18 protein-coding genes and 1 pseudogene are annotated in these 23336 nt (G+C 73.4%); 12 read left to right on the forward strand and 7 right to left on the reverse strand.

The annotated features are described in order from the left end of the window. The first annotated feature begins 90 nt into the window (after positions 1–90). Positions 91–897: an SGNH/GDSL hydrolase family protein gene (locus ACIQ6R_RS24915; RefSeq protein WP_404179957.1), complete on the forward strand. Its 807-nt coding sequence runs from the start codon at positions 91–93 to the stop codon at positions 895–897. Here the strand turns inward: ACIQ6R_RS24915 and ACIQ6R_RS24920 are convergent. The 4 genes from ACIQ6R_RS24920 to ACIQ6R_RS24935 all read right to left on the reverse strand — a co-directional run bounded on the left by ACIQ6R_RS24920 (position 867) and on the right by ACIQ6R_RS24935 (position 7282). Next, complete coding sequence (locus tag ACIQ6R_RS24920; RefSeq protein ID WP_404223849.1) at positions 867–2501, reverse strand: serine/threonine-protein kinase; 1635 nt, start codon at positions 2499–2501, stop codon at positions 867–869. The genes ACIQ6R_RS24915 and ACIQ6R_RS24920 overlap by 31 nt on opposite strands. A gap of 105 nt (positions 2502–2606) precedes the next feature. Further along, positions 2607–4124, reverse strand: a complete 1518-nt coding sequence (locus ACIQ6R_RS24925; RefSeq protein ID WP_404223516.1) for a nickel transporter — start codon at positions 4122–4124, stop codon at positions 2607–2609. Continuing rightward, positions 4121–5602 carry a tetratricopeptide repeat protein gene (locus ACIQ6R_RS24930; protein WP_404223518.1) on the reverse strand — a complete coding sequence of 494 codons (1482 nt, stop codon included), beginning with the start codon at positions 5600–5602 and terminating at the stop codon, positions 4121–4123. Before ACIQ6R_RS24930 ends, ACIQ6R_RS24925 begins: the two co-directional genes overlap by 4 nt. 150 nt (positions 5603–5752) lie before the next feature. After that, positions 5753–7282 carry a DUF4331 domain-containing protein gene (locus ACIQ6R_RS24935; protein ID WP_404223520.1) on the reverse strand — a complete coding sequence of 510 codons (1530 nt, stop codon included), beginning with the start codon at positions 7280–7282 and terminating at the stop codon, positions 5753–5755. A 193-nt stretch (positions 7283–7475) separates the two neighbouring features. Between ACIQ6R_RS24935 and ACIQ6R_RS24940 the strand changes: the two genes are divergently transcribed. The 4 genes and pseudogenes from ACIQ6R_RS24940 to ACIQ6R_RS24955 form a co-directional block, all read left to right on the forward strand. Further along, a complete protein-coding gene (locus ACIQ6R_RS24940; RefSeq protein WP_404179945.1) occupies positions 7476–8066 on the forward strand; it encodes a sigma-70 family RNA polymerase sigma factor in 591 nt (196 codons plus the stop codon). Beyond that, positions 8063–8875, forward strand: coding sequence for an anti-sigma factor domain-containing protein (locus tag ACIQ6R_RS24945; RefSeq protein ID WP_404223522.1), 813 nt, complete (start codon positions 8063–8065; stop codon positions 8873–8875). Before ACIQ6R_RS24940 ends, ACIQ6R_RS24945 begins: the two co-directional genes overlap by 4 nt. Before the next feature lie 115 nt (positions 8876–8990). After that, positions 8991–9260, forward strand: coding sequence for a hypothetical protein (locus ACIQ6R_RS24950; RefSeq protein ID WP_404223524.1), 270 nt, complete (start codon positions 8991–8993; stop codon positions 9258–9260). Between the two features lie 264 nt (positions 9261–9524). Further along, positions 9525–9856, forward strand: a pseudogene (locus ACIQ6R_RS24955) (TetR/AcrR family transcriptional regulator); the annotation flags it as partial. A gap of 79 nt (positions 9857–9935) precedes the next feature. Here ACIQ6R_RS24955 and ACIQ6R_RS24960 read toward each other — a convergent pair. The 3 genes from ACIQ6R_RS24960 to hmgA are packed head-to-tail and all read right to left on the reverse strand — an operon-like array spanning position 9936 to position 13235. Continuing rightward, positions 9936–11096 (reverse strand): type ISP restriction/modification enzyme, encoded by a 1161-nt coding sequence (locus ACIQ6R_RS24960; protein WP_404223525.1) that lies wholly within the window; start codon positions 11094–11096, stop codon positions 9936–9938. Between the two features lie 22 nt (positions 11097–11118). Continuing rightward, positions 11119–11868, reverse strand: coding sequence for a GntR family transcriptional regulator (locus ACIQ6R_RS24965; protein ID WP_375909383.1), 750 nt, complete (start codon positions 11866–11868; stop codon positions 11119–11121). Between the two features lie 26 nt (positions 11869–11894). Further along, positions 11895–13235 carry a homogentisate 1,2-dioxygenase gene (hmgA, locus tag ACIQ6R_RS24970; RefSeq protein ID WP_404223527.1) on the reverse strand — a complete coding sequence of 447 codons (1341 nt, stop codon included), beginning with the start codon at positions 13233–13235 and terminating at the stop codon, positions 11895–11897. Between the two features lie 180 nt (positions 13236–13415). Here hmgA and ACIQ6R_RS24975 point away from each other — a divergent pair, with 180 nt between their 5' ends. From ACIQ6R_RS24975 to ACIQ6R_RS25005, 7 genes are all read left to right on the forward strand, one after another. Then, on the forward strand, positions 13416–14030 hold the full coding sequence (locus ACIQ6R_RS24975; protein ID WP_404223528.1) for a hypothetical protein: 615 nt from the start codon (positions 13416–13418) through the stop codon (positions 14028–14030). Between the two features lie 64 nt (positions 14031–14094). Continuing rightward, complete coding sequence (locus tag ACIQ6R_RS24980; protein ID WP_404223530.1) at positions 14095–14712, forward strand: TetR family transcriptional regulator; 618 nt, start codon at positions 14095–14097, stop codon at positions 14710–14712. A gap of 342 nt (positions 14713–15054) precedes the next feature. After that, on the forward strand, positions 15055–17319 hold the full coding sequence (locus tag ACIQ6R_RS24985; protein WP_404223532.1) for a molybdopterin oxidoreductase family protein: 2265 nt from the start codon (positions 15055–15057) through the stop codon (positions 17317–17319). A gap of 140 nt (positions 17320–17459) precedes the next feature. Beyond that, entirely contained in the window at positions 17460–18938 is a 1479-nt protein-coding gene (locus ACIQ6R_RS24990; protein ID WP_404223534.1) for a CitMHS family transporter, read from the forward strand. Positions 18939–19009: 71 nt separating this feature from the next. Then, positions 19010–20257: an MFS transporter gene (locus tag ACIQ6R_RS24995; RefSeq protein ID WP_404223536.1), complete on the forward strand. Its 1248-nt coding sequence runs from the start codon at positions 19010–19012 to the stop codon at positions 20255–20257. 226 nt (positions 20258–20483) lie between these two features. Further along, complete coding sequence (locus ACIQ6R_RS25000) at positions 20484–21821, forward strand: ABC transporter ATP-binding protein (protein WP_404179917.1); 1338 nt, start codon at positions 20484–20486, stop codon at positions 21819–21821. A 123-nt stretch (positions 21822–21944) separates the two neighbouring features. Then, positions 21945–23333: an aldehyde dehydrogenase family protein gene (locus ACIQ6R_RS25005; RefSeq protein ID WP_404223538.1), complete on the forward strand. Its 1389-nt coding sequence runs from the start codon at positions 21945–21947 to the stop codon at positions 23331–23333. Positions 23334–23336: the final 3 nt, after the last annotated feature.

Raw genomic sequence — 23336 nt, forward strand, 5'->3', positions numbered from 1 at the left:
ACTGTCAGCCATTTCTTGGCATGGACACTTCCTGTCGACGCGCGTAGCCGCTACCACGGTTGTAGCGGAGATCCTGCTAAAGGAGGTTCCATGAGACGTTCCCGACTTGTCGGCTTCCTGAGTTCACTCCTCCTCGCCGCCGGCGCCGCCCTCACCGGGGCCGCGACCGCTCAGGGGGCCCAACTCGCCGCCGCCGACGGCTATGTGGCGCTCGGCGACTCCTACTCCTCCGGGGTCGGAGCGGGCAGCTACATCGCCTCCAGCGGCGACTGCAAGCGCAGCACGAAGGCCCATCCGTACCTGTGGGCCGCCGCCAACTCGCCATCGTCGTTCGACTTCACCGCCTGTTCCGGCGCCCGAACGGGTGATGTTCTCGCCGGACAGCTCGGCCCGCTCAGCTCCGCCACCGGCCTGGTCTCGATCAGCGTCGGCGGCAACGACGCCGGCTTCGCCGACGCCATGACGACGTGTGTGCTCCAGTCCGACAGCTCCTGCCTGTCGCGGATCGCCACCGCGAAGGCGTACGTCGACTCGACGCTGCCCGGCAAACTGGACAGCGTCTACTCGGCCATCCGCGACAAGGCGCCGGGCGCCCACGTCGTCGTCATCGGCTACCCGCGCTTCTACCGCCTCGGCACCTCCTGCATCGGCCTCTCCGAGACCAAGCGGAAGGCGATCAACGACGCCTCCGACCACCTCAACACCGCCATCGCCAAGCGCGCCGCCGACCACGGCTTCACCTTCGGCGACGTACGTCCCACCTTCACCGGCCACGAGATCTGCTCCGGCAGCTCCTGGCTGCACAGCGTGAACTGGCTCAACATCGGCGAGTCGTACCATCCGACCGCGGCCGGCCAGTCGGGCGGCTACCTGCCGGTCCTCAACGGCGCCGCCTGACCGGAAGCGGAAGGAGAAGGAGGAGAGGAGGGGGAGGCCCCGCCCGTCGGGGTCTCCCCCTCCGGCTCTGTCTCCGTCCCCGTCTCACAGGACACGGAGAACGCCACCGAGTTCGACGTGGCCTCCACCGGAGACCGCACCTCCACGCGGACGGCACTCTCGAACGTGCCGCTGTCGTCGTGCGTCGTCACGACGACCGTGTCCTGCCGTGAGCGGTCACCCCCCGCGGGGAAGGACAACGTCTTCCACCCCGGGTCGGAGACCGACCCGTCCTCCGTCACCCAGCGGTAGCCCACCCGCGCGGGCAGCCGCCCCACCGTGAACGTCGCCGTGAAGGCGGGCGCCCGGTCGTGCGGCGGCGGACAGACCCCCGAGTACTCGGTGTGCGAGCCCGCCACGGAGACCTTCACCGACTGCGGTGCCGGACTGCTCTCCTGGCTGTGGCTGCCGGAAGAGGCCGACGGGCTCGGCTTCTCGCTCGGCTCCGTCCGGCTCGGCACGCCCGAACTCGCCCCAGGGTCCCGGCTCCCGCCCGAACCCTCCGTACCGCCCTCACCGTCCGAGCGGTTCAGCAGCGCGTACGTCAGCCCGGCCAGTGCGAGCGCGAGCGCCACCAGCCCCACGACCAGCACCGCTCGCGCGCGCCGGTCCCGGCCCCCGTGCGAGGTGGGGGCGGGCCGGGCGGCCGTCGCAGCCGTCGGCACCGGCATCGGCACCGGCGGAGTCGGCGGGAACGGCTCCGGACCGGACGCGACGGTCGGGGCGTACGCGCCCGTCGGCATCGTGCCCGCGGGCGGCGCGCCTCCTCCGGCGCCCAGGCTCCGCAGCTCGCGCTCGGCACGCTCGGCCGGGAGCCGTTCGGCCGGCTCCTTGCGCAGCAGGCCCTCGATGACGGGCGCGAGCGCACCGGCCCGGTGCGGCGGCGGCAACTCCTCGTCGACGATCGCCCGCAGGGTGCTCAGCGGGGTGTCCTGACGGAAGGGCGAGGCGCCCTCGACCGCCGCGTAGAGCAGCACACCCAGCGACCAGAGGTCGGACTCGGGGCCGGGCGTGCGGCCCAGCGCCCGCTCCGGCGCGAGGAACTCGGGCGAGCCGATGACCTCGCCGGTCATGGTCAGCGCCGAGCTGCCCTCGACCATGGCGATCCCGAAGTCGGTGAGGACCACGCGGCCGTCGTTCGCCAGCAGCACATTGGCCGGCTTCACGTCCCGGTGCAGCACCCCCGCCCCGTGCGCGGCCCGCAGCGCGGCCAGCACCTCGGCACCGATCCGCGCGGCCCGCCGCGGCTCCATGGGGCCCTCGGCCTCCAACCGGTCGGACAGGGAGAGTCCGCGGACGAGTTCCATCACGATCCAGGGCCGGCCGCCGTCGGTGGCCACGTCGTACACCGTCACCACGTTGTGGTGGGCGACCCGGGCGGCGGCCCACGCCTCGCGCTCCAGCCGCGCGTACATCCGCCGCACATCGGTCTCCGGCAACCCGGCGGGCGCGCGTACCTCCTTGACGGCGACCTCGCGGTGCAGCAGCTCGTCGCGGGCGCGCCACACCGTGCCCATGCCGCCCTCGCCGAGGGGGGACAGGAGACGGTAGCGGCCGGCGATCACGCGCTCACTGCCGGGTTCCTGGAACACCGGCGCCCCCTATGACGTCTCGCGCGGACATCTCCCCGGAACGGGCCCGAACACTCCCGCATTCATCCCAAAAGTAGCTCAGCCGAGGGCGGATGCGGCCCCCCTGAACACCAATCCGGCCCCGAGGACCACCACCACGAACGCCGTCCCGAGGGGAGTGGCCCGGCGCACCAGACCGGCCAGCGGGCCCGACGCCCACCGGGGGCGCCGCCGCAGCAGGCGGCTCGCGCCACCGCCGAGCCGCACGACCGCGACACCGGCCGCGGTGAGGGTGAGGGCGAGCCCGACGCCGTACGCGACCACGAGGAGAAGGCCGAACCAGGCCTGGCCGAGGGCCGCCGCGCCGACGAGCACCACGACGGCGGACGGACTGGGCACCAGCCCGCCGGCGAAACCGAGGAGGATCGTGCCGCGGAGGGTGGGGGAGGTGGGGTGGGTGTGGGTGTGGGGGCCGTGACCGTGACTGTGGCCGTGACTGTGGTCGTGGTCGTGCTTGTGGTCGTGGTGGCTGTCGGCGTGCGCGTGCGGGTGTGCCTGATGGGCGTGCGCGTGGCCCCGGTCGCGGAGCGCGCGGCGTACGAGGCTCGCGCCCGCCAGGGTCACGAGGACGCCGCTGGCGATGCCGAGCCAGGCGACGACCGAGGGCGCGGCCGCCGAGCCCGCGGTGACCAGGAGGCCGAGGGCGACGACACCCAGGGTGTGCGTGACCGTCACGGAGGCGGCCATCGGCAGCACGTCCCTCAGCCGGGCCCCGCCTCCCCGGGCGGCGGCCGTCGCGGCCATCAGCGTCTTGCCGTGGCCCGGCGCCAGCGCGTGCATCGCGCCCAGGGCGACCGCGATGACGAGGGCGAGACCCGCGAAGCCGAGGGTGAGGTCGTGCCGGGCGACCAGGGAGTCGAGGGCGCGGGTCCAGCGGTCGGCGCCGCGGGGCAGGACGGAGGCGGCGGGGGCGGCGGGGGCGTCCTGCCGTTCCCGCTCCAGGGCGGGACCACCGGGCCTGACCCGCAGGGACGCGCTCGCGGTGTCGGCCGGGGAGGAGAGCGACTCCTCGGGGTATCGCGTCAGTTCGCGCGAGGTCGAGGTCGTCGGCACGTCCGACGCGGCGAGTGTCGTGCGGTCGCCGCGCGCGGTGATCTCCCGCCAGCCGGGACCGGAGGAGGCACCTGCGGCCCGGAAACCGACGGTCGCCTCGGCGGCCTCGGGCAGCGGCGCGACGAGCCGGCACTCCAGGCGCAGGGTGTCGAGCCCGGCCTGACCGGGCCGCACGCGCGCGTGGCTGCGCTGCGCGGTGAGGCCGATCGCACGGCCGTCGACGGTCAGCCCGCTGTCCCGGGCGGCCTTCTCGCAGCGTTGCCGGGCCCACTCCGCGATGCCGAGCCGTTCGACGTCGGGGCCGGCCTGGGTGGCCGGGATCTCCGCGAGGTCCTCGACGTGGTCGACGCGCAGTTCGCCGGGGGTGGCGACCAGACCGTCGTAGCGGTTGACGGTGAAGTTGCCGAGCGGATGCGCGCTCGCGCCGGCGGAGGGGAACAGGGCGAGGGCGCAGGCCGCGGTGAGGACGGCGGCGCCGCGCGTCAGGAGACGGCGGGGGTTCAACGGGCGGTCTCCAGGTCCTTCAGCGCCGTACGGGCCTCGCGGGCGCCGAGGGGGGAGAAGCCGGGGTTCAGGTCCAGCGCCGCCGTCAGATGGCGGCGGGCGTCCGCCTTCCGCCCCACGGCCCGCTCGATGACGCCCAGGTGGTGGAGGAAGGCGGCGTCGCGGTACCCCGTGGCCGTGGCCCGGCGGGCGTACGGCAACGCCTCCGCGTCGCGGCCGCTCACGTGCAGCGCCCAGGCGAGGGCGTCCGCGGTGTGCACGGTGCGGCGGCGGTCCCACTCGGCGCGGGCCGCGCGCAAGGCCGCTGCCTCGTCGCCGTGGTCGGCGGCGGCGAGGGCGGTGTCCAGGTCGACGTTGACGCCGCCGGACCGGGCGAGCGCCGTCCAGGCGTCGACGAGGGCGTACTGCTCACGGGCCTTCGCCTTCTCGCCCCGCACCTCGTACAGCTCGCCGAGCGCGACGAGCGGTCCGGGCAGCGGCGAGCGGGCGACGACGTCCTCCAGGTCCCGGACCGCGCCCGCCTGGTCGCCGCTCGCGGCCTTCGCCCGGGCGCGGCCCTCCAGGGCGGGCAGGTGGGTGTCGTCGGCGGCGAGGGCACGGGCGTAGTGGCGCAGGGCGGCCGAGTGGTCGCCCTGGTTCCAGGCGAGCCGGCCCAGCTGGGTGGCGACGTACGCCACGTCGGCGGGGGCGGAGGCACCCGCGAGGGCCTGCTCCAGGACCCGCCGCGCGGCGTCCGCCTCGCCGCGCAGCTCCCGGACGTAGGCGTACCGCGTGAAGACCGGGATGCCCGGCCGCCGGGTGTCGGCGGTGTCGGCGGCCCGTGCCGCGTCGTCGTAGCGGCCGAGTTCGACGAGGGCGTCGACACGGGAGCACAGGGCGCGTTCGTTGTAGGGGTTCGCCTTCAGGGCCCGGTCGGCGTACGCCAGCGCGTCCGCGAAGTCGTGCCGGGCGGCGGCGAGGGCGGCGCGGCCGGCGAGGGCCTGGTCGTTGCCCGGTTCGAGCTCCAGGGAGCGCTCCAGGGCCTTCTCGGCCCGGGGGTAGCGGGAGGGGTCGCCGTCGGTGCGGGCCTGTTCCACGTAGGCCAGCCCGAGGGTGGCCCAGCCGCCGAAGTCCCGCGGCTGGGAACGGAGCCGGGCCTGCAGCGCCGGGACACCCGCGTCCAGGCCGACGCCGTTCGCCATCCCCGGCCCGTCCCGCGGCACACCGGCCGCCACGACGCCGCGACCGTCCCGTGCTCCGTCGACGGCGACGGCCCCGGCGGTCAGGGCCACGGCCAGTAGCGCGGCACACCCGACGAAGCGCGAGCCCCGCCGGCGCCGCGCGGCCGCGGCGAAGCGCCGCATGGCGGCCAGGCGCCGGTCGGCACCGCCGGTGACCTCGGCCTCGGCGTCTCCCGGACCGGGCGGGCGGCCGGGCGCCTCGGCCGGTTCGCTGTCCGGTTTGCTGTCCGGTTCGCTGTCGTTGCGGTGCGGGGCCATGCCTCTCCTCAAGCGATCAAGGGGTGCGAGCGGTGCGAGGGGTGCGAGCGGCGCGAGCGACGTACGGGAGACGTGCGTGGGAAACGCGAGGCGGCGCGGCCCGCCGTGGGGGAGGGGAAGGGAGCGGGCCGCGCCAGTCGGTGGGGCCGGTCAGTAGGCACGGCCTCGCGTGCGGCGCCACCACGCCAGGGCGCCGCCGATCAGCAGGATGCCGACGGCCCCGGCGCCCGCGGAGGCGGCGATGAGGGTCGTGTCGTCGGAACCGGCCGGCCGCAGCGCGTCGCCCAGCTGGTTGCGCACGTCGTTGCCCTCGCCCGTGCCGTCGGCGAGCGGTCCACGGGAACCCTCCGTGGGGTTCGCCACGTACGGGAAGGCCTTCCCGAACTCCTTGTCGTTGGCGTCGACCGCGTCGCCCAGATCGTTCGCGGCGCCGACCAGCTCGCCCTCGACCACCTGGAGGGCGGCGTCGATCACGTCGTCGGTCAGCCGGCGCCCGTTGGGGAAGCCCGCGTTGTCGCCGTCGAGAACGCCGAGGCGCTTCGGCTCGGCGGCCGGTGCGATCGAGGTGTTGAGGCGCAGCTGCTCCGAGGGCGTGACGTGGGGCGGTTGGTTGAGGTCCTTGACGCCCTTGAGGAACACGTCGACGAGGTCGTCGCGCGGCTCGGCGGGCGCCTCGATCCTGTAGATCGCCTCGATGAGCTTCGGCAGCTCGGGGTTGGTGACGTTCGGCAGGAACCGCGCGTCGTCGGCCGGCGCGGACGCGTTGAACGTGTCCTTGTCCTTGAGCGGGTTGACGACCTCGTTCACCAGCGGGTTGCCGAGCCGCGAGACCTGGGTGAACTCCCCCTGCGCGTTCTTGCGCCGCGTCGTCGACCAGATGCCCACGACCGGCTGCTCGGCCGACTCCACGACCATGTCGGTGGGGACCTGGAGGGCGATCGAGTTGACGTTGTAGCCCTTGAGGGTGTCGTTGCCGACCTCGGACAGGTTCCCGCCGTACAGCAGGTCGAAGACGCGCAGGTCCAGGAAGAACGGGTCGTCGGCCTGCCCGGCGAACGTCCGCGCCCCGCCGGCCAGCTCGTGCACCGCCTGGTCGCGCAGCGCGCCGTAGTCCGGCATCGACGCCTTGCCGACGTTCGACGGCGCCACCGGCACCTCGTGGGCGATCGTCGTCCGGGACGCCTCCTTCCCTTCGTGGAGCTTGATCAGCTCGATGTCGTAGGTCTGGGTGATGTTGAGGTCCGGGTCGTCGAGGCTGGTGACGGGGCCCGTGTTGTAGAGGAACGTCTTGTCGTTCTTCGTGTGCGTGGTGAACGTGTACCGGAAGAGCAGGTCGCCCTGCGCGTCGCCGTTGTTGTCGACGTGGAGGTCGTACTGGGCGTCCTCCGCGAAGGTGAAGAAGTTCGGCCCGCCGGCCGGTTCCTCGAACGGGATCCAGTTGGCGACGAGCGTCGTCGTGTCCGGCCGGTCCGGGCTCACGAAGGCGTACAGGTCCGTGTTGTCGTACTGCGGGGTCCCCGATATCAGCGGGGCCTCCCGATGGCTGGAGGCGGCCGCCGCCCCCGGTTCCAGCGCGGTCACGCCGGCGGCCGCGAGACCTCCGGCGGCCAGCGCGCCGCAGACCAGCGTGGCGACGCCCCTGCGGCGCCCCGTGCGGCCGCTTCCGGAGATAGGTGTCATGCCGTCCGTCCTCTGTGCCGATGAGCCGACTTCCCTGACGCACCGGCATTCGGAGCGCTCCCGGACCCGGATTGGTCGAACCGGGAAAGAGCCCGGAATCCGGTCCGCGGCCAACACGTGCCCGGCCGACCCGCGTTTTCCGCCCGCCGATCCGTAACTCCTGCGGAGGGCGTGCCACCGCGCGCGCCCGGCGGTGACGTGGACGGGCCGGGCGCGGCCCGCGGGGCGAGAGGGGGAACGGGTGGAGGCGGACGAGCTGCTGATGCTCGTGGCGGACGGCGACCAGAAGGCCTTCGAGGAGCTGTACGGACTGGTCTCCGGCCCGGTGTTCGGACTCGTACGGCGCGTGGTGCGCGACCCCGCCCAGTCGGAGGAGGTGGCGCAGGAGGTGCTGCTCGAACTCTGGCGGTCCGCGGCGCGGTTCGACCCGCGCCGCGGAAGCGCCCTGTCCTGGATCCTCACCGTCGCCCACCGCCGCGCCGTCGACCGGGTGCGCAGCGCCCGCGCGGCCGGTGAACGCGACCAGCGCGAGGCCCGCCGCGCCCACCACCCCGCCTTCGACCAGGTCTCCGAGGAGGTCGAGGCCGGCCTCGAACGCGAGTGGGTGCGCCGCTGCCTGGACCGCCTGACCGCACTGCAGCGCCAGTCGGTCACCCTCGCCTACTACGACGGCTACACCTACCGGGAGGTGGCCGAGCGCCTCTCCCTCCCGCTGGGCACGGTGAAGACACGGATGAGAGACGGACTCAACCGCCTGCGCGACTGCCTGGGAGGTGCCGCATGAGCCTCTTCGGCCGGCTGCCGCGCCGCGGCGACCTCCACTCGCTCGCCGCCCCCTACGCCCTGGACGCCCTCGAAGGCGCCGAACGGGTCCGCTTCGAACGGCACCTGGAGCGCTGCGAGCGCTGCGCCGCCGAGGTGCGGGCCCTGTCCGAGGACGCCGTCCGGCTGGCCTGGTCCACGGCCGCCCCGGCTCCGGCCGCCCTGCGCGACCGCGTCCTGGCCGCCGTACGCACCACCGCGCAGGAGCCCGCGCCCGGGAGCGGGCCCGTGCGCCGGCTGCCGCCCCACGTGTGGGGCGTCCAGCCGCCGCCGAAACGCTCCCGCGCGTCCCGGCCGCGCCCCCTGCTCGTGCCCTTCGCCACGGCGACGGCGGCCGCGGCGCTCGTGGTCGCCTCGCTCTTCGCCGTCCAGGCCAACCGGACACAGGGCGAACTGGACACCGCGCGGGACCGGGCACGTGAGATCGCCCACGTTCTGGCCGCGCCGGACGCCCGCGCGACGAGCGGCGAGGACAGCCGGGGCCGCAGGATCGGAGTGGTCGCCTCCGCATCGGAGGGGCGCGCGGTCGTCACCCTGAGCGGGTACGGCGAGCCGTCCGGCGACCGCGTGCACCAACTCTGGCTCATGCGCCCCGGCGCCGTGCCGCGCTCCCTCGGGCTCCTGGACGGCGACACGCCCCTGATCGCCTCCGGCCTGGACCGGAGCGCCTCCTCACTGGCGGTGACGATCGAGCCCGACGGGGGCTCGGCCCGCCCGACGAGCAGGCCGGTTGTCCAACTCACCCTGGAATCTGTTGGATTCGGAGAGTAATCGTCAACCCCCTTACGGGGAAGGTGAATCCTGTGACCGCGATACACGCATGCCGTACCGGGGCGATAGGGTTACTCTGCCCGGGCCGGGTGGACTCGTACGGGTGGGGAGTGACATGGAACAGATAACGGTGCGCAGCAGGGCAAGGGTCCCTGCCATCACCTGCGGAAGCAGCGCGACCAGCTCGCGTCTCGACCGTCATCTCGCGGTGCTCGGAGGGCCTGCCCTCCCGCAACGGGAGACGGTGGAGGCGATGTCGCTGATGCGTGAGCTGACCGCGCGTGAGCCCGCGCACAAGCGCAGCAGCAGGGGCGCCAGGGTGCGCCGGGTCTCGCTGTTCGCGCCACTGCGCCGACTGCGCCGCTCGCTGTTCGGCGGCAACTGAGGCCCGCGCGCCGGCGGTCACACCGACCCGGCGCGGCGCCGCACACTCGTCCGCCATCCCCACGGCAGGCAGCGGCGCCCCGGTGTGCTCCCGAGCGCGGGTAATCCTCCGTACGCCCGTACCCGTTCGTACGCCCGCGTCTTCCGTACGCCTTCTCGGTACGTCTTCGTCCGTACGTCTTCTTCCGTACGTCCGTCTCCCCCGTACGTCCGTCCCACCTCCGTCCCGCCGACTCCCACCCGGCGGTGACGCCCACCGGCCTGCTCAGCCCTGCGTTATCCGGAGCACTGCCTGGCCTGCCTCGACCCCTTCGACGCGCCCTACGGCACGAAGATGAAGCTGGTCGCCATGGTGAACGGCGTCGTGACGCCCTACGTCACCAACGAGACCTCCACCGCCGAGCGCACCCGCTCGCTGTCCTGGTCCGAGGAGCAGGAGAACGCCATGCGCATCGCCTACCTGGGCCGGCAGGTCGCGAGCGGCGCCTGTCCGCGGCTGGCGGCGTCCTCGCCGAGGGCGCCGGTCCGATCGACCTGGATGCGGTCTTCGAGCGGGCCCTGGCGCGGGTGCTGGACGAGTTCGCCTGCGGGGCCTGAGCGGGGTTGGGTGGGGCCTGAGCGAGGCTTGGGCGGGGCCTGGGCGGAAAGACCCCGGCGGCCCCGAGTCGGGGCGGGTCTACAGCAGCGCCAGCTGCCCCTCCGGCCCCTCCTCCCGGCCGTCCAGGACGGAGGCCGGCCGCCGGGCCGCCGGGGGCACGGGCAGCACGCCCGCCTCGCGCAGCTCGGCCGACGTGATCGCGTCCGTCACGGTCAACTCCCGGCACCGCGACCGCACTTCGGCGAGCAGGGCGAGGACCGTGATCAGTTCCAGCAGCTCGGACGTCCAGGTCTGCGGCCAGGTGGCCGGGCGGATCGCCGCCAGCGTGCCCGGCTCGCCCTCGGCGGTACGGGCCGCGAACCACTGCTCCAGCACGCGCACCCCGCCCGCCTCGAAGTCCCAGGCACCGGGCGGCACGGGGGAGACCCGGCCCTCGTCCAGGTACAGGGCCTCCTCGTCCCGGTCGTAGCGCAGGGTCAGCGGGCGCGCGGGCAGAGGCGCGCGGACGTACGGGCGACGGCCGCCGGGCAGCTTGGGGCGCTCGCCGTCGCGGCGCATCAGCCACAGCGCGCGCCGGCCCAGGCCGACACCGTGCTCCCACAGCGCCGGGTCCGCGGTGAGCGGGACCAGGGAGCCCTCCCGCACCGTCGCCACCGCCCAGGCCAGCACGTCCCCCGGCTCGGGGCGCCGGCCGAGCCGGGCGCCCAGGTGGTCGAGGAGACCGGGGGCCAGGTTCGGCTCCGCCCCGCCGGGACGCCGGTACAGCGGGCGCACCCGGGCCCCACCGAGCAGCGGCAGCCGCGAGGTCGCGACGAGCAGGGGAGGGCCGGCGGCGTCGGGCGCCTCCACCACGAAGACCTGTCGCTCGTCCGCCACCCGCCACAGCTCCGGACGGGCCGCGTCGATCAGCCGGTGGTCGGGAACGAGCCACTGCTCGTCGAAGGGCGCGCGCAGCACGCGGACCGGTTCCGGACACGGCCCGGAGGCGCGCAGCAGCCTCTCCGTGCCGCCGGACGTGCCCGGCAGCCGGCCGACCGCCGTGTGCAGCGTCCGTGCGCGCGTCGGCTCGAACAGGGCCTCGCGGTCGGGTCCCGCGGCCTTCACCAGGGTGTCCCAACGGGACTTCAGGGATGCCGGGTCGGGAGCCGTCGGCCACCCCCGGCCGAGCCGCGGCGGTGCGACGGACCACGGCATGAGGTCCGCCAGCGGCGGAGCGTCGTCGTGCGTCACGCTGGGCATCGTACGACGGGGTGCCCGGGCCTCACGTGGCATCCAGGGTCACCGTGAACGAGAAACGGTCCCCCCGGTAGTGGATGACCGCCACGTCCAGGACCCGCCCCGCCGTGTCGTACGTGATGCCCGTGTAGTGCAGGATCGGGCTGAGCAGCGGGACTTCGAGCAGCCGCGCCGTCTCCGGGTCCGCGAGCCGGGCCTCCACGGTGTCCGTGATCCGGCTGATGTCCATGCCCACCACGTCCCGCAGCACCTTGGTCATCGGCCAACGGGCCAGGTCGTCCACGTCGATGCGGGCGGCGACCTCGGGACGGACGTAGTTGCGGGCGTGGTTGGTGGGCTCACCCGTCTTCTCGTCGCAGCGCAGCCGGTGGTACGTCGCCGTCTCCGCCAGGTCCGGGAAGAACTCGGCGAGTTCGGGCGGCACGGGTCCGGTGCCGTGGCCCAGCAGCTCGGCCTTCATGCCGGACTGCTGGGCCACGATCGCGTCCACCGAGCCCAGCAGCCGCACCGGGGCGCCCCGCCGGGCGTCGGGCTCGATGAACGTGCCGCGCCTGCGGTGACGCGTGATCAGCCCCTCGTCCTCCAGTTCCTTCAGCGCCTGCCGCATGGTCAGCACGCTCACCCCGTAGTGACCGGCCAGCTGCTCCTCCGTGGGCAGGCGCAGCGGGTCCCGGGGCGAGCGGCCGAGTATCGAGGCGCGCAGCGACTGCGACACCTGGTACCACAGCGGCAGCTTGCGGTTCAGGACGATGGAGTCCGGGGCGAAGGAGGTCACGGGCCATCCGTACCGGTAGGGAATCCTCAGTGCAAGGGGCGGAAGTGACGCTCCAGGCCCTGCCAGACGTCGTCGTAGCGTGGTTGCAGGTGCTCGGCGCGGGCCGCGTGGGGCGTGAGGGTCACCGGCCACCGCGTCTCGAACATGAACGCCAGCCCGTCGTCGATCCGCTGCGGCTTCAGCTCGGCCGCGCTCGCCCGGTCGAAGGTCTCCCGGTCCGGACCGTGCGCCGACATCATGTTGTGCAGCGAGCCGCCGCCCGGCACGAAGCCCTCCGCCTTGGCGTCGTAGGCGCCCTCGATCAGGCCCATGTACTCGCTCATCACGTTCCGGTGGAAGTACGGCGGCCGGAAGGTGTCCTCGCCCACCAGCCAGCGCGGCGCGAAGACCACGAAGTCGACGCCCGCGAGGCCGGGGGTGTCCGACGGGGAGGTCAGCACCGTGAAGATCGACGGGTCCGGGTGGTCGTACGAGATCGTGCCGATGACGTTGAAGCGGCGCAGGTCGTAGACGTACGGCACATGGTTGCCGTGCCAGGCGACCACGTCGAGCGGGGAGTGGTCGTAGGTCGCCGTCCAGAGGTTGCCGCAGAACTTGTTGACCACCTCCACCGGGCCCTCGACGTCCTCGTAGGCGGCGACCGGCGCCATGAAGTCCCGCACGTTCGCCAGGCCGTTGGCGCCGATCGGGCCGAGGTCGGGGAGGCGGAAGGGGGCGCCGTAGTTCTCGCAGACGTAGCCGCGGGCGGTCGGGCTCTGCCCGCCATTCGATGCAGTGTCCAGCAGTTCCACGCGGAAGCGGACGCCGCGCGGGATCAGCGCCACATGGCCCGGCTCGGCGTGCAGCAGACCGAACTCGGTGCGCAGCAGCAGGCCGCCGCGCTCCGGGACGATCAGCAGCTCGCCGTCGGCGTCGCTGAAGACGCGCTCCATGGAGGCCGTGGCGTGGTACAGGTGCACGGCCATGCCGGTGCGCTGGGTGACGTCGCCGTTGCCGCCGAGCGTCCACAGGCCCGCCAGGAAGTCGGTCCCCGCCTTCGGCTCGGGCAGCGGGTTCCACCGCAGCCGGTTCGGGTCCGGTACGGCCTGGGTGAAGGGCGCCGTGCGGATCGCGCCGTTGCCCGTGCGGGTGAACGCCGGGTGCGCGGCCGACGGGCGGATCCGGTACAGCCACGAACGCCGGTTGTCCGCCCTCGGCTCCGTGAACGCCGTGCCGCTCAGCTGCTCCGCGTACAGACCCAGCGGGGCCCGCTGCGGGGAGTTCCGGCCCTCGGGCAGTGCGCCCGGAACGGCCTGCGAGCTGTGCTCGTTGCCGAAACCGGACAGGTAGGCCAGCCCCTCCGCGGTCTTCCGCGCGTCCCCGCTCATTGATCGCTCCCTCGCAACCCGATTCCCACCCGATTCCTATGGGACACCGTAGGATTGCGGTTTCCCGTGCGCAAGAGGTCGTACGGGGTTCGGGTCCACGCGGGTCATACCGAGGGAGGATGACCGGAACCAGACCCCCGGGGGATCCGGACTGTCGGACCGGTGTTCTAGTCTCCCGTCATGTCGTGGATACGGGGAGTGCTTGCCGTGCTCGCGGTCTGTGTCCTGCTGCTGACCGGACCCGCCGGCTGCGGCTCCAGTGACGGGGACGGTAAGGGCGAACCGGAGGCCCGGGATTCGGCCACGCCGGTGGGCAGGCTGCTCGACGCCACCGACGAGGAGGGCCGGCGCTACCGGGAGGTGGACGGCGAGGAGGCTCCCGAGGTCGGTATCGAGGTGCAGCCCGAGAACGACGACAGCTGGGACGTACGCCTGACCGTCCGCGACTTCAGGTTCTCGCCGGCCGGGACGGAGGCGAAGGCGGTGGCCGGCCGCGGTATCGCCCACGTCTTCCTCGACGGTGACCTCCTCACCCGCCTGCGCGGACCGGAGTACCGCCTCGCCGCCGACCTCGTGCCCCGCGGCACCCACCAGCTCACGGTCCGCCTGTACGCCGACGACGGCACCGTCTGGGCCGTCGACGGCGAACCCGTCGAGAGCACGGCGGACATCACGGCGTCGGACGCGGAGCCGTCGGAGGCGACGGAGCCGGAGGGGACAACGGGGCCGGAGGGGACAACGGAGCCGGAGGGGCTGGAGGAGCAGGCGCTTCCCGCCCGCACGGCGGCGCGGTGAGCGAAGCCGGTGGCCACCGCCGTACTGAAGGTCACAGTTCACCGGACCGCGGCGGAAGGGCATCATGAAGACCGTGTCCCACGCGACCTCGCTCCGCCGTGCCCCCGTGCAGCGGCGCAGCGCCGAACGGCTGACCCGGATCCTCGACGCCTGCGCGGACCTCCTCGACGAGGTCGGCTACGACGCCCTGAGCACCCGGGCCGTGGCGCTGCGCGCGGACGTCCCCATCGGCTCCGTGTACCGCTTCTTCGGCAACAAGCGGCAGATGGCCGACGCGCTGGCCCAGCGCAACCTGGAGCGCTACGCGGAGCGCGTGACCGAACGGCTGACGGAGGTGGGCGACGGCGGCTGGCGCGGGGCGCTGGACGCGGTGCTCGACGAGTACCTGGCGATGAAGCGGACCGCGCCCGGTTTCTCCCTGATCGACTTCGGCAACCAGATACCGGTCGGCGGCCGCCACGCCGTCCCCAACCACCGCGTCGCCGACCGGCTCACCGAGTTGCTCTCCGGCTACCTCGGCCGCCGCCCCGACGACGATCTGCGCCGCGCCTTCCTCGTCGCCGTGGAGACGGCCGACACCCTCGTACAGCTCGCCTTCCGGGTCGCGCCGGACGGGGACGAGAAGATCATCGAGGAGGCCCGGGAACTGCTGCGGGCGTATCTGGGGCGGGTGCTCGACTGACGGGGCGCTCGTGGTCGTGATCGACCGACGGGCCCGGTCGTGATCGACCAGTGGGCGGTCCGTGTCTGAGCGGCGGGTGGTCCGTGCGCGACCGGCGGGTGGTCCGGTGCCTGACCGGGAGTGTCCGTGCCTGTCCGGCGGGTGGTCCGGTGCCTGACCGGGAGTGTCCGTGCCTGTCCGGCGGGTGGTCCGGTGCCTGTCCGGCGGGCGGTCTGTGCTCGACCGGCAGGCCGGTGTCGTACCGCTGTTCACACAACCGTCGGCGCGAAACCTCCCCTACATGCCTACCGGTCGGTATGCTCACCCGTCAGAGAGCGCCACCGTCGCCTTCCGGGAGGACTCGTGTCCCGCACCGCCCTGCGTATCTGTCCCCTGTGCGAGGCCACCTGCGGCCTGGCGCTCACCATCGACGGCACCACGGTCACCGCGGCCCGAGGGGACCGCGACGACGTCTTCAGCCGCGGGTTCATCTGCCCCAAGGGCGCCTCCTTCGGGGCCGTCGACTCCGACCCCGACCGGCTGCGCGCGCCCCTGGTGCGCAGGGACGGCGAGCTGCGCGAGGCCACCTGGGAGGAGGCGTTCGACGCGGTCGCCGCCGGTATCCGGCCTGTCGTCGAGCGGTACGGGCCGCACTCCGTCGGCGTCGTCCTCGGCAACCCCAACGTGCACACCATGGCCGGTGCCCTCTACCCGACCGTCCTGATCGGTGCCCTCGGCACCCGCAGCCTCTTCACCGCGTCGACGGTCGACCAGATGCCCAAGCACGTCTCCAGCGGGCTGCTCTTCGGCGACGCCAACGCCATCCCGGTGCCCGACCTCGACCGCACCGACCACCTGCTCCTCATCGGCGCCAACCCGCTGGAGTCCAACGGCAGTCTGTGCACGGCCCCCGATTTCCCCGGCCGGCTCAAGGCGCTCAGGGCCCGCGGCGGCACCCTCACCGTCATCGACCCGCGCCGCACCCGCACCGCGAAGCTCGCCGACCGGCACGTGGCGATCCGCCCCGGCACCGACGCCCTGCTCCTCGCCGCGATGGCCCACGTACTGTTCGAAGAGGACCTGGTGGACCTCGGCGCGCTCGCCCCGCACGTCGAAGGGGTCGCGGAACTCGCCGACGCCGTGGGCGACTTCACGCCGGAGTCCGTCGCCGCCGCCTGCGACGTGGACGCCGAGGTGACGCGGGCCCTCGCCCGCGAACTCGCCGCCGCCCCCACCGCCGCCGTGTACGGCCGCATCGGCAGCTGCACCGTCCCGCACGGCACGCTCGCCAGCTGGCTCGTGGACGTCCTCAACATCCTCACCGGCAACCTCGACCGGCCCGGCGGCGCCCTCTTCCCGCAGGCGGCCACCGACCGGACGCCCCGCCCCGCCGGGCCCGGACACGGGTTCGCGCTCGGCCGCTGGCACTCCCGGGTGAGCGGGCGCCCCGAGGCCAAGGGCGAACTGCCGCTGTCCGCCCTCGCCGAGGAGATCGACACCGCCACCGCCGCCGAGGAGATCGACGCCGCCGTCGAGGCGGGCGAGCCGCTCCGAGCGCTGGTCACCGTCGCCGCCAACCCCGTACTGTCCGCACCCGACGGCGACCGGCTCGACAAGGCGCTGGCCTCGCTCGACTTCATGGTGAGCGTCGACCCCTACCTCAACGAGACCTCGCGCCACGCCCACGTCGTCCTGCCGCCGCCCCCGCCGGCGCAGAGCCCGCACCACGACTTCGCCCTCAACACCCTCGCCGTGCGCAACCAGGTCCGCTACACCCGCCCCGCCGTCCCGCTGGAACCCGGCCGCATGGCCGAGACCGAGATCCTGGCCCGGCTGATCCTGGCCGCCACCGGAAGGCACGGCGCCGACCCGGCCGCCGTCGACGCCATGGTGATCGAACAGACCCTCGGCAAGGCCGTACGGGAGCCGCACTCACCCGTGCACGGACGCGACCCGGGCGAACTGACCGCCCGGCTCACCGGCGAGAGCGGCCCCGAGCGGCGGCTCGACATGATGCTGCGCCTCGGCCCCTACGGCGACGGCTTCGGCGTACGGCCCGACGGGCTGTCCCTCCAGCGGCTGCTCGCCCACCCGCACGGCATCGACCTCGGCCCGCTGCGCCCGCGGCTGCCGCAGCCGCTGAAGACCCGCAGCGGCAAGGTGGAGCTGCTGCCGGAGCCGATCGCCGACGATCTGCCGCGCCTGCGGCAGGCCCTGGCCGAACGGCCCGAGGGGCTCGTCCTCGTCGGACGGCGCCACCTCAGGTCCAACAACAGCTGGATGCACAACATCCCGGCCCTCACCGGCGGCTCCAACCGCTGCACCCTGCACCTCCACCCCGACGACGCCGAACGGCTCGGCGTGCGCAGCGGAGAGTCCGTGCGCGTGAAGGCGGCCGGGGGAGAGGTGACCGCCCCCGCGGAGGTCACCGACACGGTGCGGCCGGGCGTGGTCAGCCTCCCGCACGGCTGGGGCCACCATCGCCCCGGCACCCGTCTGACCCACGCCGCCACCGAGCCCGGCGTCAACGTCAACCAGCTCCTCGACGGCAGCCTGCTCGACCCGCTCTCGGGCAACGCGGTCCTCAACGGCGTACCCGTCGCGATCACCCCCGCGCCCCAGCCCTGACCGGCGCAAAGCTGTGACCTGGAGTTTTGCGCTTATTGCTCGCATGTCAACGTCTTGTTAACGCCGCTTTGCGGCACCTAACGTCGCTCGCACCGCCTGCCCCGGTGGAATGTTCAAGGGCGAACGTTAGGTACTCATACATGCTGACCATCCTCGGCTTCGCCATGATCGCGACCTTCCTGGTCCTGATCATGACGAAGAAGATGTCGCCGATCGCGGCGCTCGTGCTGATCCCCGCGCTGTTCTGCGTGTTCGTCGGCAAGGGCGCCCACCTCGGTGACTACGTCATCGACGGCGTGTCCAGCCTCGCCCCCACCGCGGCGATGCTCATGTTCGCGATCGTCTATTTCGGGGTGATGATCGACGTCGGGCTCTTCGACCCGATCGTCCGGGCCATCCTGAAGTTCTGCAAGGCCGATCCGATGCGGATCGTCGTCGGTACGGCCCTGCTCGCCGCCATCGTCTCGCTGGACGGCGACGGCTCCACCACCTTCATGATCACGGTCTCGGCGATGTACCCGCTGTACAAGCGCCTGAAGATGAGCCTGGTCGTGATGACCGGCGTCGCCGCGATGGCCAACGGTGTGATGAACACGCTGCCCTGGGGCGGTCCCACCGCCCGCGCCGCCACCGCCCTGAAGGTCGACGCCACCGACATCTTCGTCCCGATGATCCCGGCCCTGGCCGTCGGTCTGCTCGCGGTCATCACCCTGTCGTACGTGCTGGGTCTGCGCGAGCGCAGGCGGCTGGGCACGCTGACGCTGGACGAGGCGCTGGTGCGGGAGCCGGAGAGCGAGACGGTGCTGGTCGGCGCGGGTTCGGGCACGGCGTCCGGTGCGGGTGCCAGTGCCGGTGCCGGTGCGGGTGCCGGCATGGGTAAGGCGTCCGGCACGTCCGCCGCGGGCTCCGGCGGCTCGGGGGACGCCGCCGCTGCCGGGGACGGCGAGTCCGACGTGTCCGACGAGCCCGAGGACGACTTCAAGGGCCTCGACCCGGACCGCCCCACCCTGCGCCCCAAGCTGTACTGGTTCAACGCGCTGCTCACGGTCGGGCTGCTCACCGCCATGATCATGGAGCTGCTGCCGATCCCGGTGCTCTTCCTGCTCGGCGCCGCGCTCGCGCTCACCGTCAACTTCCCGCACATCCCCGACCAGAAGGCCCGGATCGCGGCCCACGCCGACAACGTCCTCAACGTCTCCGGGATGGTCTTCGCCGCCGCCGTCTTCACCGGCGTCCTCACCGGCACCGGCATGGTCGACCACATGGCCAACTGGCTCGTGGACACCATCCCCGACGGCATGGGCCCGCAGATGGGCCTGGTCACCGGGCTGCTGAGCCTGCCGCTGACCTACTTCATGTCGAACGACGGCTTCTACTTCGGCGTCCTGCCGGTGCTCGCCGAGGCCGGTCAGGCGCACGGTGTGTCGACGCTGGAGATCGCCCGCGCCTCGATCGTCGGCCAGCCGCTGCACATGTCCAGCCCGCTCGTCCCGGCCGTCTACGTCCTGGTCGGCATGGCCAAGGTCGAGTTCGGCGACCACACGCGGTTCGTGGTGAAGTGGGCGGTCATGACGAGCCTGGTCATTCTCGCGGCGGGCATTCTGTTCGGCATCATCTGATCATCGGCCCGGCTCCCCCGGGGACTCGTCCTGGGAGCCGGAGGTCCGGGGTTGCGGGAAGGAACACGATCATGGCGCCCGGTGGGAACCGCGGCTGGCTGCTCCGCCTCGTCATCGCCTTCGGCTTCGCGCAGGGGGCGGTGTCGATGGCCCGGCCCGCCGTCTCCTACCGGGCCCTCGCGCTGGGCGCGGACGAGCAGGCGGTCGGCGTCATCGCGGGGGTGTACGCGCTGCTGCCGCTGTTCGCCGCCGTCCCGCTCGGCCGCCGCACCGACCACGGCCGCTGCGCGCCCTTGCTGCCCGTCGGCGTGGTGCTCATCGCCGGCGGCTGCGCGCTGAGCGGGGTCGCGGGCTCCCTGTGGGCGATGGCCCTCTGGAGCGGCGTCATGGGCCTCGGCCACCTCTGCTTCGTCATCGGCGCCCAGTCGCTGGTCGCCCGCCAGTCCGCGCCGCACGAACAGGACCGCAACTTCGGCCACTTCACCATCGGCGCCTCGCTCGGCCAACTCGTCGGGCCCATCGCGGCGGGCGCGCTGATCGGCGGCCACGACATGGCCGGCAGCAGCGCGCTGGCCCTGGTGGTGGCGGGGGCGGGCGCGGCGGTCGCGTTCACGTCGTTGTGGCGCATAGAGCACCCGGCGGCCGCCAAGCCCCGTACGGCACAGGGCGCGCGTGTCCCGGTGGGGGGCATCCTGCGCGCCCGGGGCGTGCCCGCGGGCATCCTGATCAGCCTGTCCGTCCTGTCCGCGACCGACATCCTCACCGCCTACCTGCCGGTCGTCGGCGAGCACCGGGGCATCTCCCCGGCCGTGATCGGCGTCCTGCTCAGCCTGCGTGCGGCGGCCACCATCGCCTGCCGGCTGGTACTGACGCCCCTGCTGCGGCTGCTCGGCCGCACCGCGCTGCTCACGGTCACGTGTCTGCTGGCCGCCCTGCTGTGCGCCGGTGTCGCGCTGCCGGTGCCGGTCTGGGGGCTCGCGCTGATTCTGGTCGTCCTCGGTTTCTGCCTCGGCGTCGGCCAGCCGCTGTCCATGACGACCGTCGTCCAGGCGGCCCCCGACGGAGCCCGTTCCACCGCCCTCGCCCTGCGCCTGACCGGCAACCGCCTCGGCCAGGTCGCCGCGCCCGCCGCGGCGGGCCTGATCGCCGGCGTCGCGGGCGTGGCCGCGCCGTTCGTGATGCTCGGCGCCCTGCTGTTCCTGTCCTCCGGCGTCGCCCTGCGCGCCCCGTCCACCGGACCGACCGCGGATCCCCCGCCCACCGACGACGACCCCGAGGACACGCCCCGGCGCCGGCCCTTGCGCCGGACGACCCGTTAGGGCGCCCGGGGGCCCGCAGACCGGCCGCCCACCGGAGAGGTGGTACGCCTGAATCCGGTCGTCCGCTTTCTCACCAGATGGACGGTGGCACCGAGATATGGTCCAGCGTCTTCCCCCGGCCGCGTACATTCCGTTAACTTCCGTGACTCAAACGCCCCGTACGACCCGCACGAGGGCGTCCGACCGCGGAGCACCAGCGCTCAGTGAGCCCCCGGGGGCACCTCCCATGACACGCGCCATCTCTCTGCACGACGTGAGCAAGACCTACGCGCGAGGCGACCGCGTGGTGGACCGGCTGTCGCTGGACATCGCGCCCGGCGAGTTCCTCGTCCTGCTCGGCCCCTCCGGCTGCGGCAAGTCCACCGTGCTGCGCATGATCGCCGGGCTGGAGGAGATCAGCGACGGGCGGTTGCTGCTGGACGGCGCCTACGCCAACGACCTGCTCCCCTCCGAGCGGAGCATGGCGATGGTCTTCCAGAACTTCGCCCTGTACCCGAACATGACCAGCCGCGGGAACATCGGCTTCCCGCTGCGCGTCGAGGCACCCCAGACCGACCCCGGCCCCCGCGTGGACGCCACCGCCCGCATGCTGGGCATCGAGGACCTCCTCGACCGCTTTCCCGCCCAGCTCTCCGGCGGCGAACGCCAGCGCGTCGCCATGGGCCGGGCCATCGCCCGCCACCCCAGCGCCTTCCTGATGGACGAGCCGCTGTCCAACCTCGACGCCAAGCTCCGCAACCACCTGCGCGCCGAGATCACCAAACTGACCCGGGAACTGGGCGTCACCACGATCTACGTCACCCACGACCAGTCCGAGGCCATGTCCCTCGGCGACCGCGTCGCCGTCCTGCGCGGCGGCGTGCTCCAGCAGGTGGACAGCCCGCGCGCCGTGTACGCCCTGCCGCGCAACGTCTTCGTCGCCGCCTTCATCGGCACCCCGCGCATCAACCTGCTGCGCGGCCTCGTACGGGCGCCGCTCGACGGCGCGATGACCATCAGTCTGGGCAAGCAGTTCCTGCGCCTGCCCGAACCGCTCTCCCTGGACCACCAGTTGCTCCGCGTCCAGCAGGGCCGCGAGGTCATCGTGGGCCTGCGCTCGGAGGCCGTACGGATCGCGAAGCCCGCCTCCGCCCGTCCCGGCGAGGTGCTGCTCACCGGCCTGGTGGAGCACGTCGAGTTCCAGGGCCACGAGGTCCTCGTCCACTTCAACACCGGCTCGCGGCCCGCCGTCGTGCCCGACCTGGAGGCGCCGCGCCCCGCCCCCCGCCCGGCCAGGCGCCGCCGCCGCGACGGCACGGTCCTGGACCGGCTGAAGGAGCGGGCGGGCGCCCTGCGCGCCGGACCGGTGGTGGTCATGGACGACGAGGAGGACGGGCGACCCGCGGTCGCCGCCCCCGACGGCCGCCTGCCCGGTGACCTGATCGTCCGGACCACCCCCGACATCGACCTGCGCCACGGCATGCAGGTCCCCCTCCTCGTCGACCTCGCCCACCTGTTCGTCTTCGACCAGCACGGCGACCGGATCTGCCCCGCCCCGGCGCGACTGCCGGACCTGGAGGAATGATCCCGTCGGGACCGGGCCTGCCGGAAGGGTGAGCCGCGCCACCATGGTGGCCGCCCCTGGTGCCGTAAAACTATCGGCGCTAGTTTGGGGTGCGGACGACGAGGCCCGCCCGGAAGGAACGCGATGAAGGCACATGACGGCATGTACATCGACGGAGCCTGGCGGCCCGCCGACGGCCGGGACACGATCGAGGTCGTGAACCCGGTCGACGAGCAGGTGATCGGCACGGTCCCCGCCGGCACCGCCCTGGACGTCGACACCGCCGTACGGGCCGCCCGCGCCGCCCTGCCGGCCTGGGCCGCCACCCCGCCCGCCGAGCGGGCCGCCCGCCTGGCCGCCCTGCGGGACGTACTGGTGGCACGCAAGGACGAGGTCGCCGAGACGGTCACCGCCGAGCTGGGTTCCCCGCTGAAGTTCTCGCAGGCCGTGCACGCCGCCGCCCCGATCGCGGTCGCGGGCTCCTACGCCGAGCTGGCGGCGACGTACGCCTTCGAGGAGAAGGTCGGCAACTCCGTGGTCCACCACGAGCCGATCGGCGTGGTCGGCGCCATCACCCCCTGGAACTACCCCCTCCACCAGATCGTCGCCAAGGTCGCCCCGGCGCTCGCGGCCGGCTGCACGATCGTGCTGAAGCCCGCCGAGGACACCCCGCTCACCGCCCAGCTCTTCGCGGAGGCGGTGCACGAGGCCGGCGTCCCCGCGGGCGTCTTCAACCTGGTCACCGGCCTCGGCCCGGTCGCCGGGCAGGCCCTCGCCGAGCACCCCGGCGTCGACCTGGTCTCCTTCACGGGCTCCACGGCCGTGGGCCGGCGGATCGGCGCCCTCGCCGGTGCCGCCGTCAAGCCGGTCGCGCTCGAACTCGGCGGCAAGTCCGCCAACGTCATCCTCCCGAGCGCCGACCTGGCCAAGGCGGTGAACGTGGGCGTCGCCAACGTCATGTCCAACTCCGGTCAGACGTGCAGCGCCTGGACCCGCATGCTCGTGCCCGCCGACCGGTACGACGAGGCCGTGGAGCTGGCCGCCGAGGCCGCCGCGAAGTACGGGGACCGGATCGGCCCGGTCGTCAACGCCAAGCAGCAGGAGCGCGTGCGCGGTTACATCGAGAAGGGCGTCGCCGAGGGCGCGCGCCTGGTCGCGGGCGGCCCCGAGGCCCCGCGCGAGGAGGGCTACTTCGTCAGTCCGACGGTCTTCGCCGACGTGACCGAGGAGATGACCATCGCCCAGGAGGAGATCTTCGGGCCGGTCCTGTCCATCCTCCGGTACGAAGACGAGGAGGAGGCCCTGCGGATCGCCAACGGCACGGTCTACGGCCTCGCCGGCGCCGTCTGGGCCGGCGACGAGGCGGAGGCCGTCGCCTTCGCCCGCCGCATGGACACCGGCCAGGTCGACATCAACGGCGGCCGGTTCAACCCGCTGGCGCCCTTCGGCGGCTACAAGCAGTCGGGCGTGGGCCGCGAACTGGGCACGCACGGCCTGTCCGAGTACCTCCAGACCAAGTCCCTCCAGTTCTGACTC

Origin of the sequence: Streptomyces sp. NPDC096048, from assembly GCF_044763415.1 — a bacterium.
Lineage (GTDB): Bacteria > Actinomycetota > Actinomycetes > Streptomycetales > Streptomycetaceae > Streptomyces.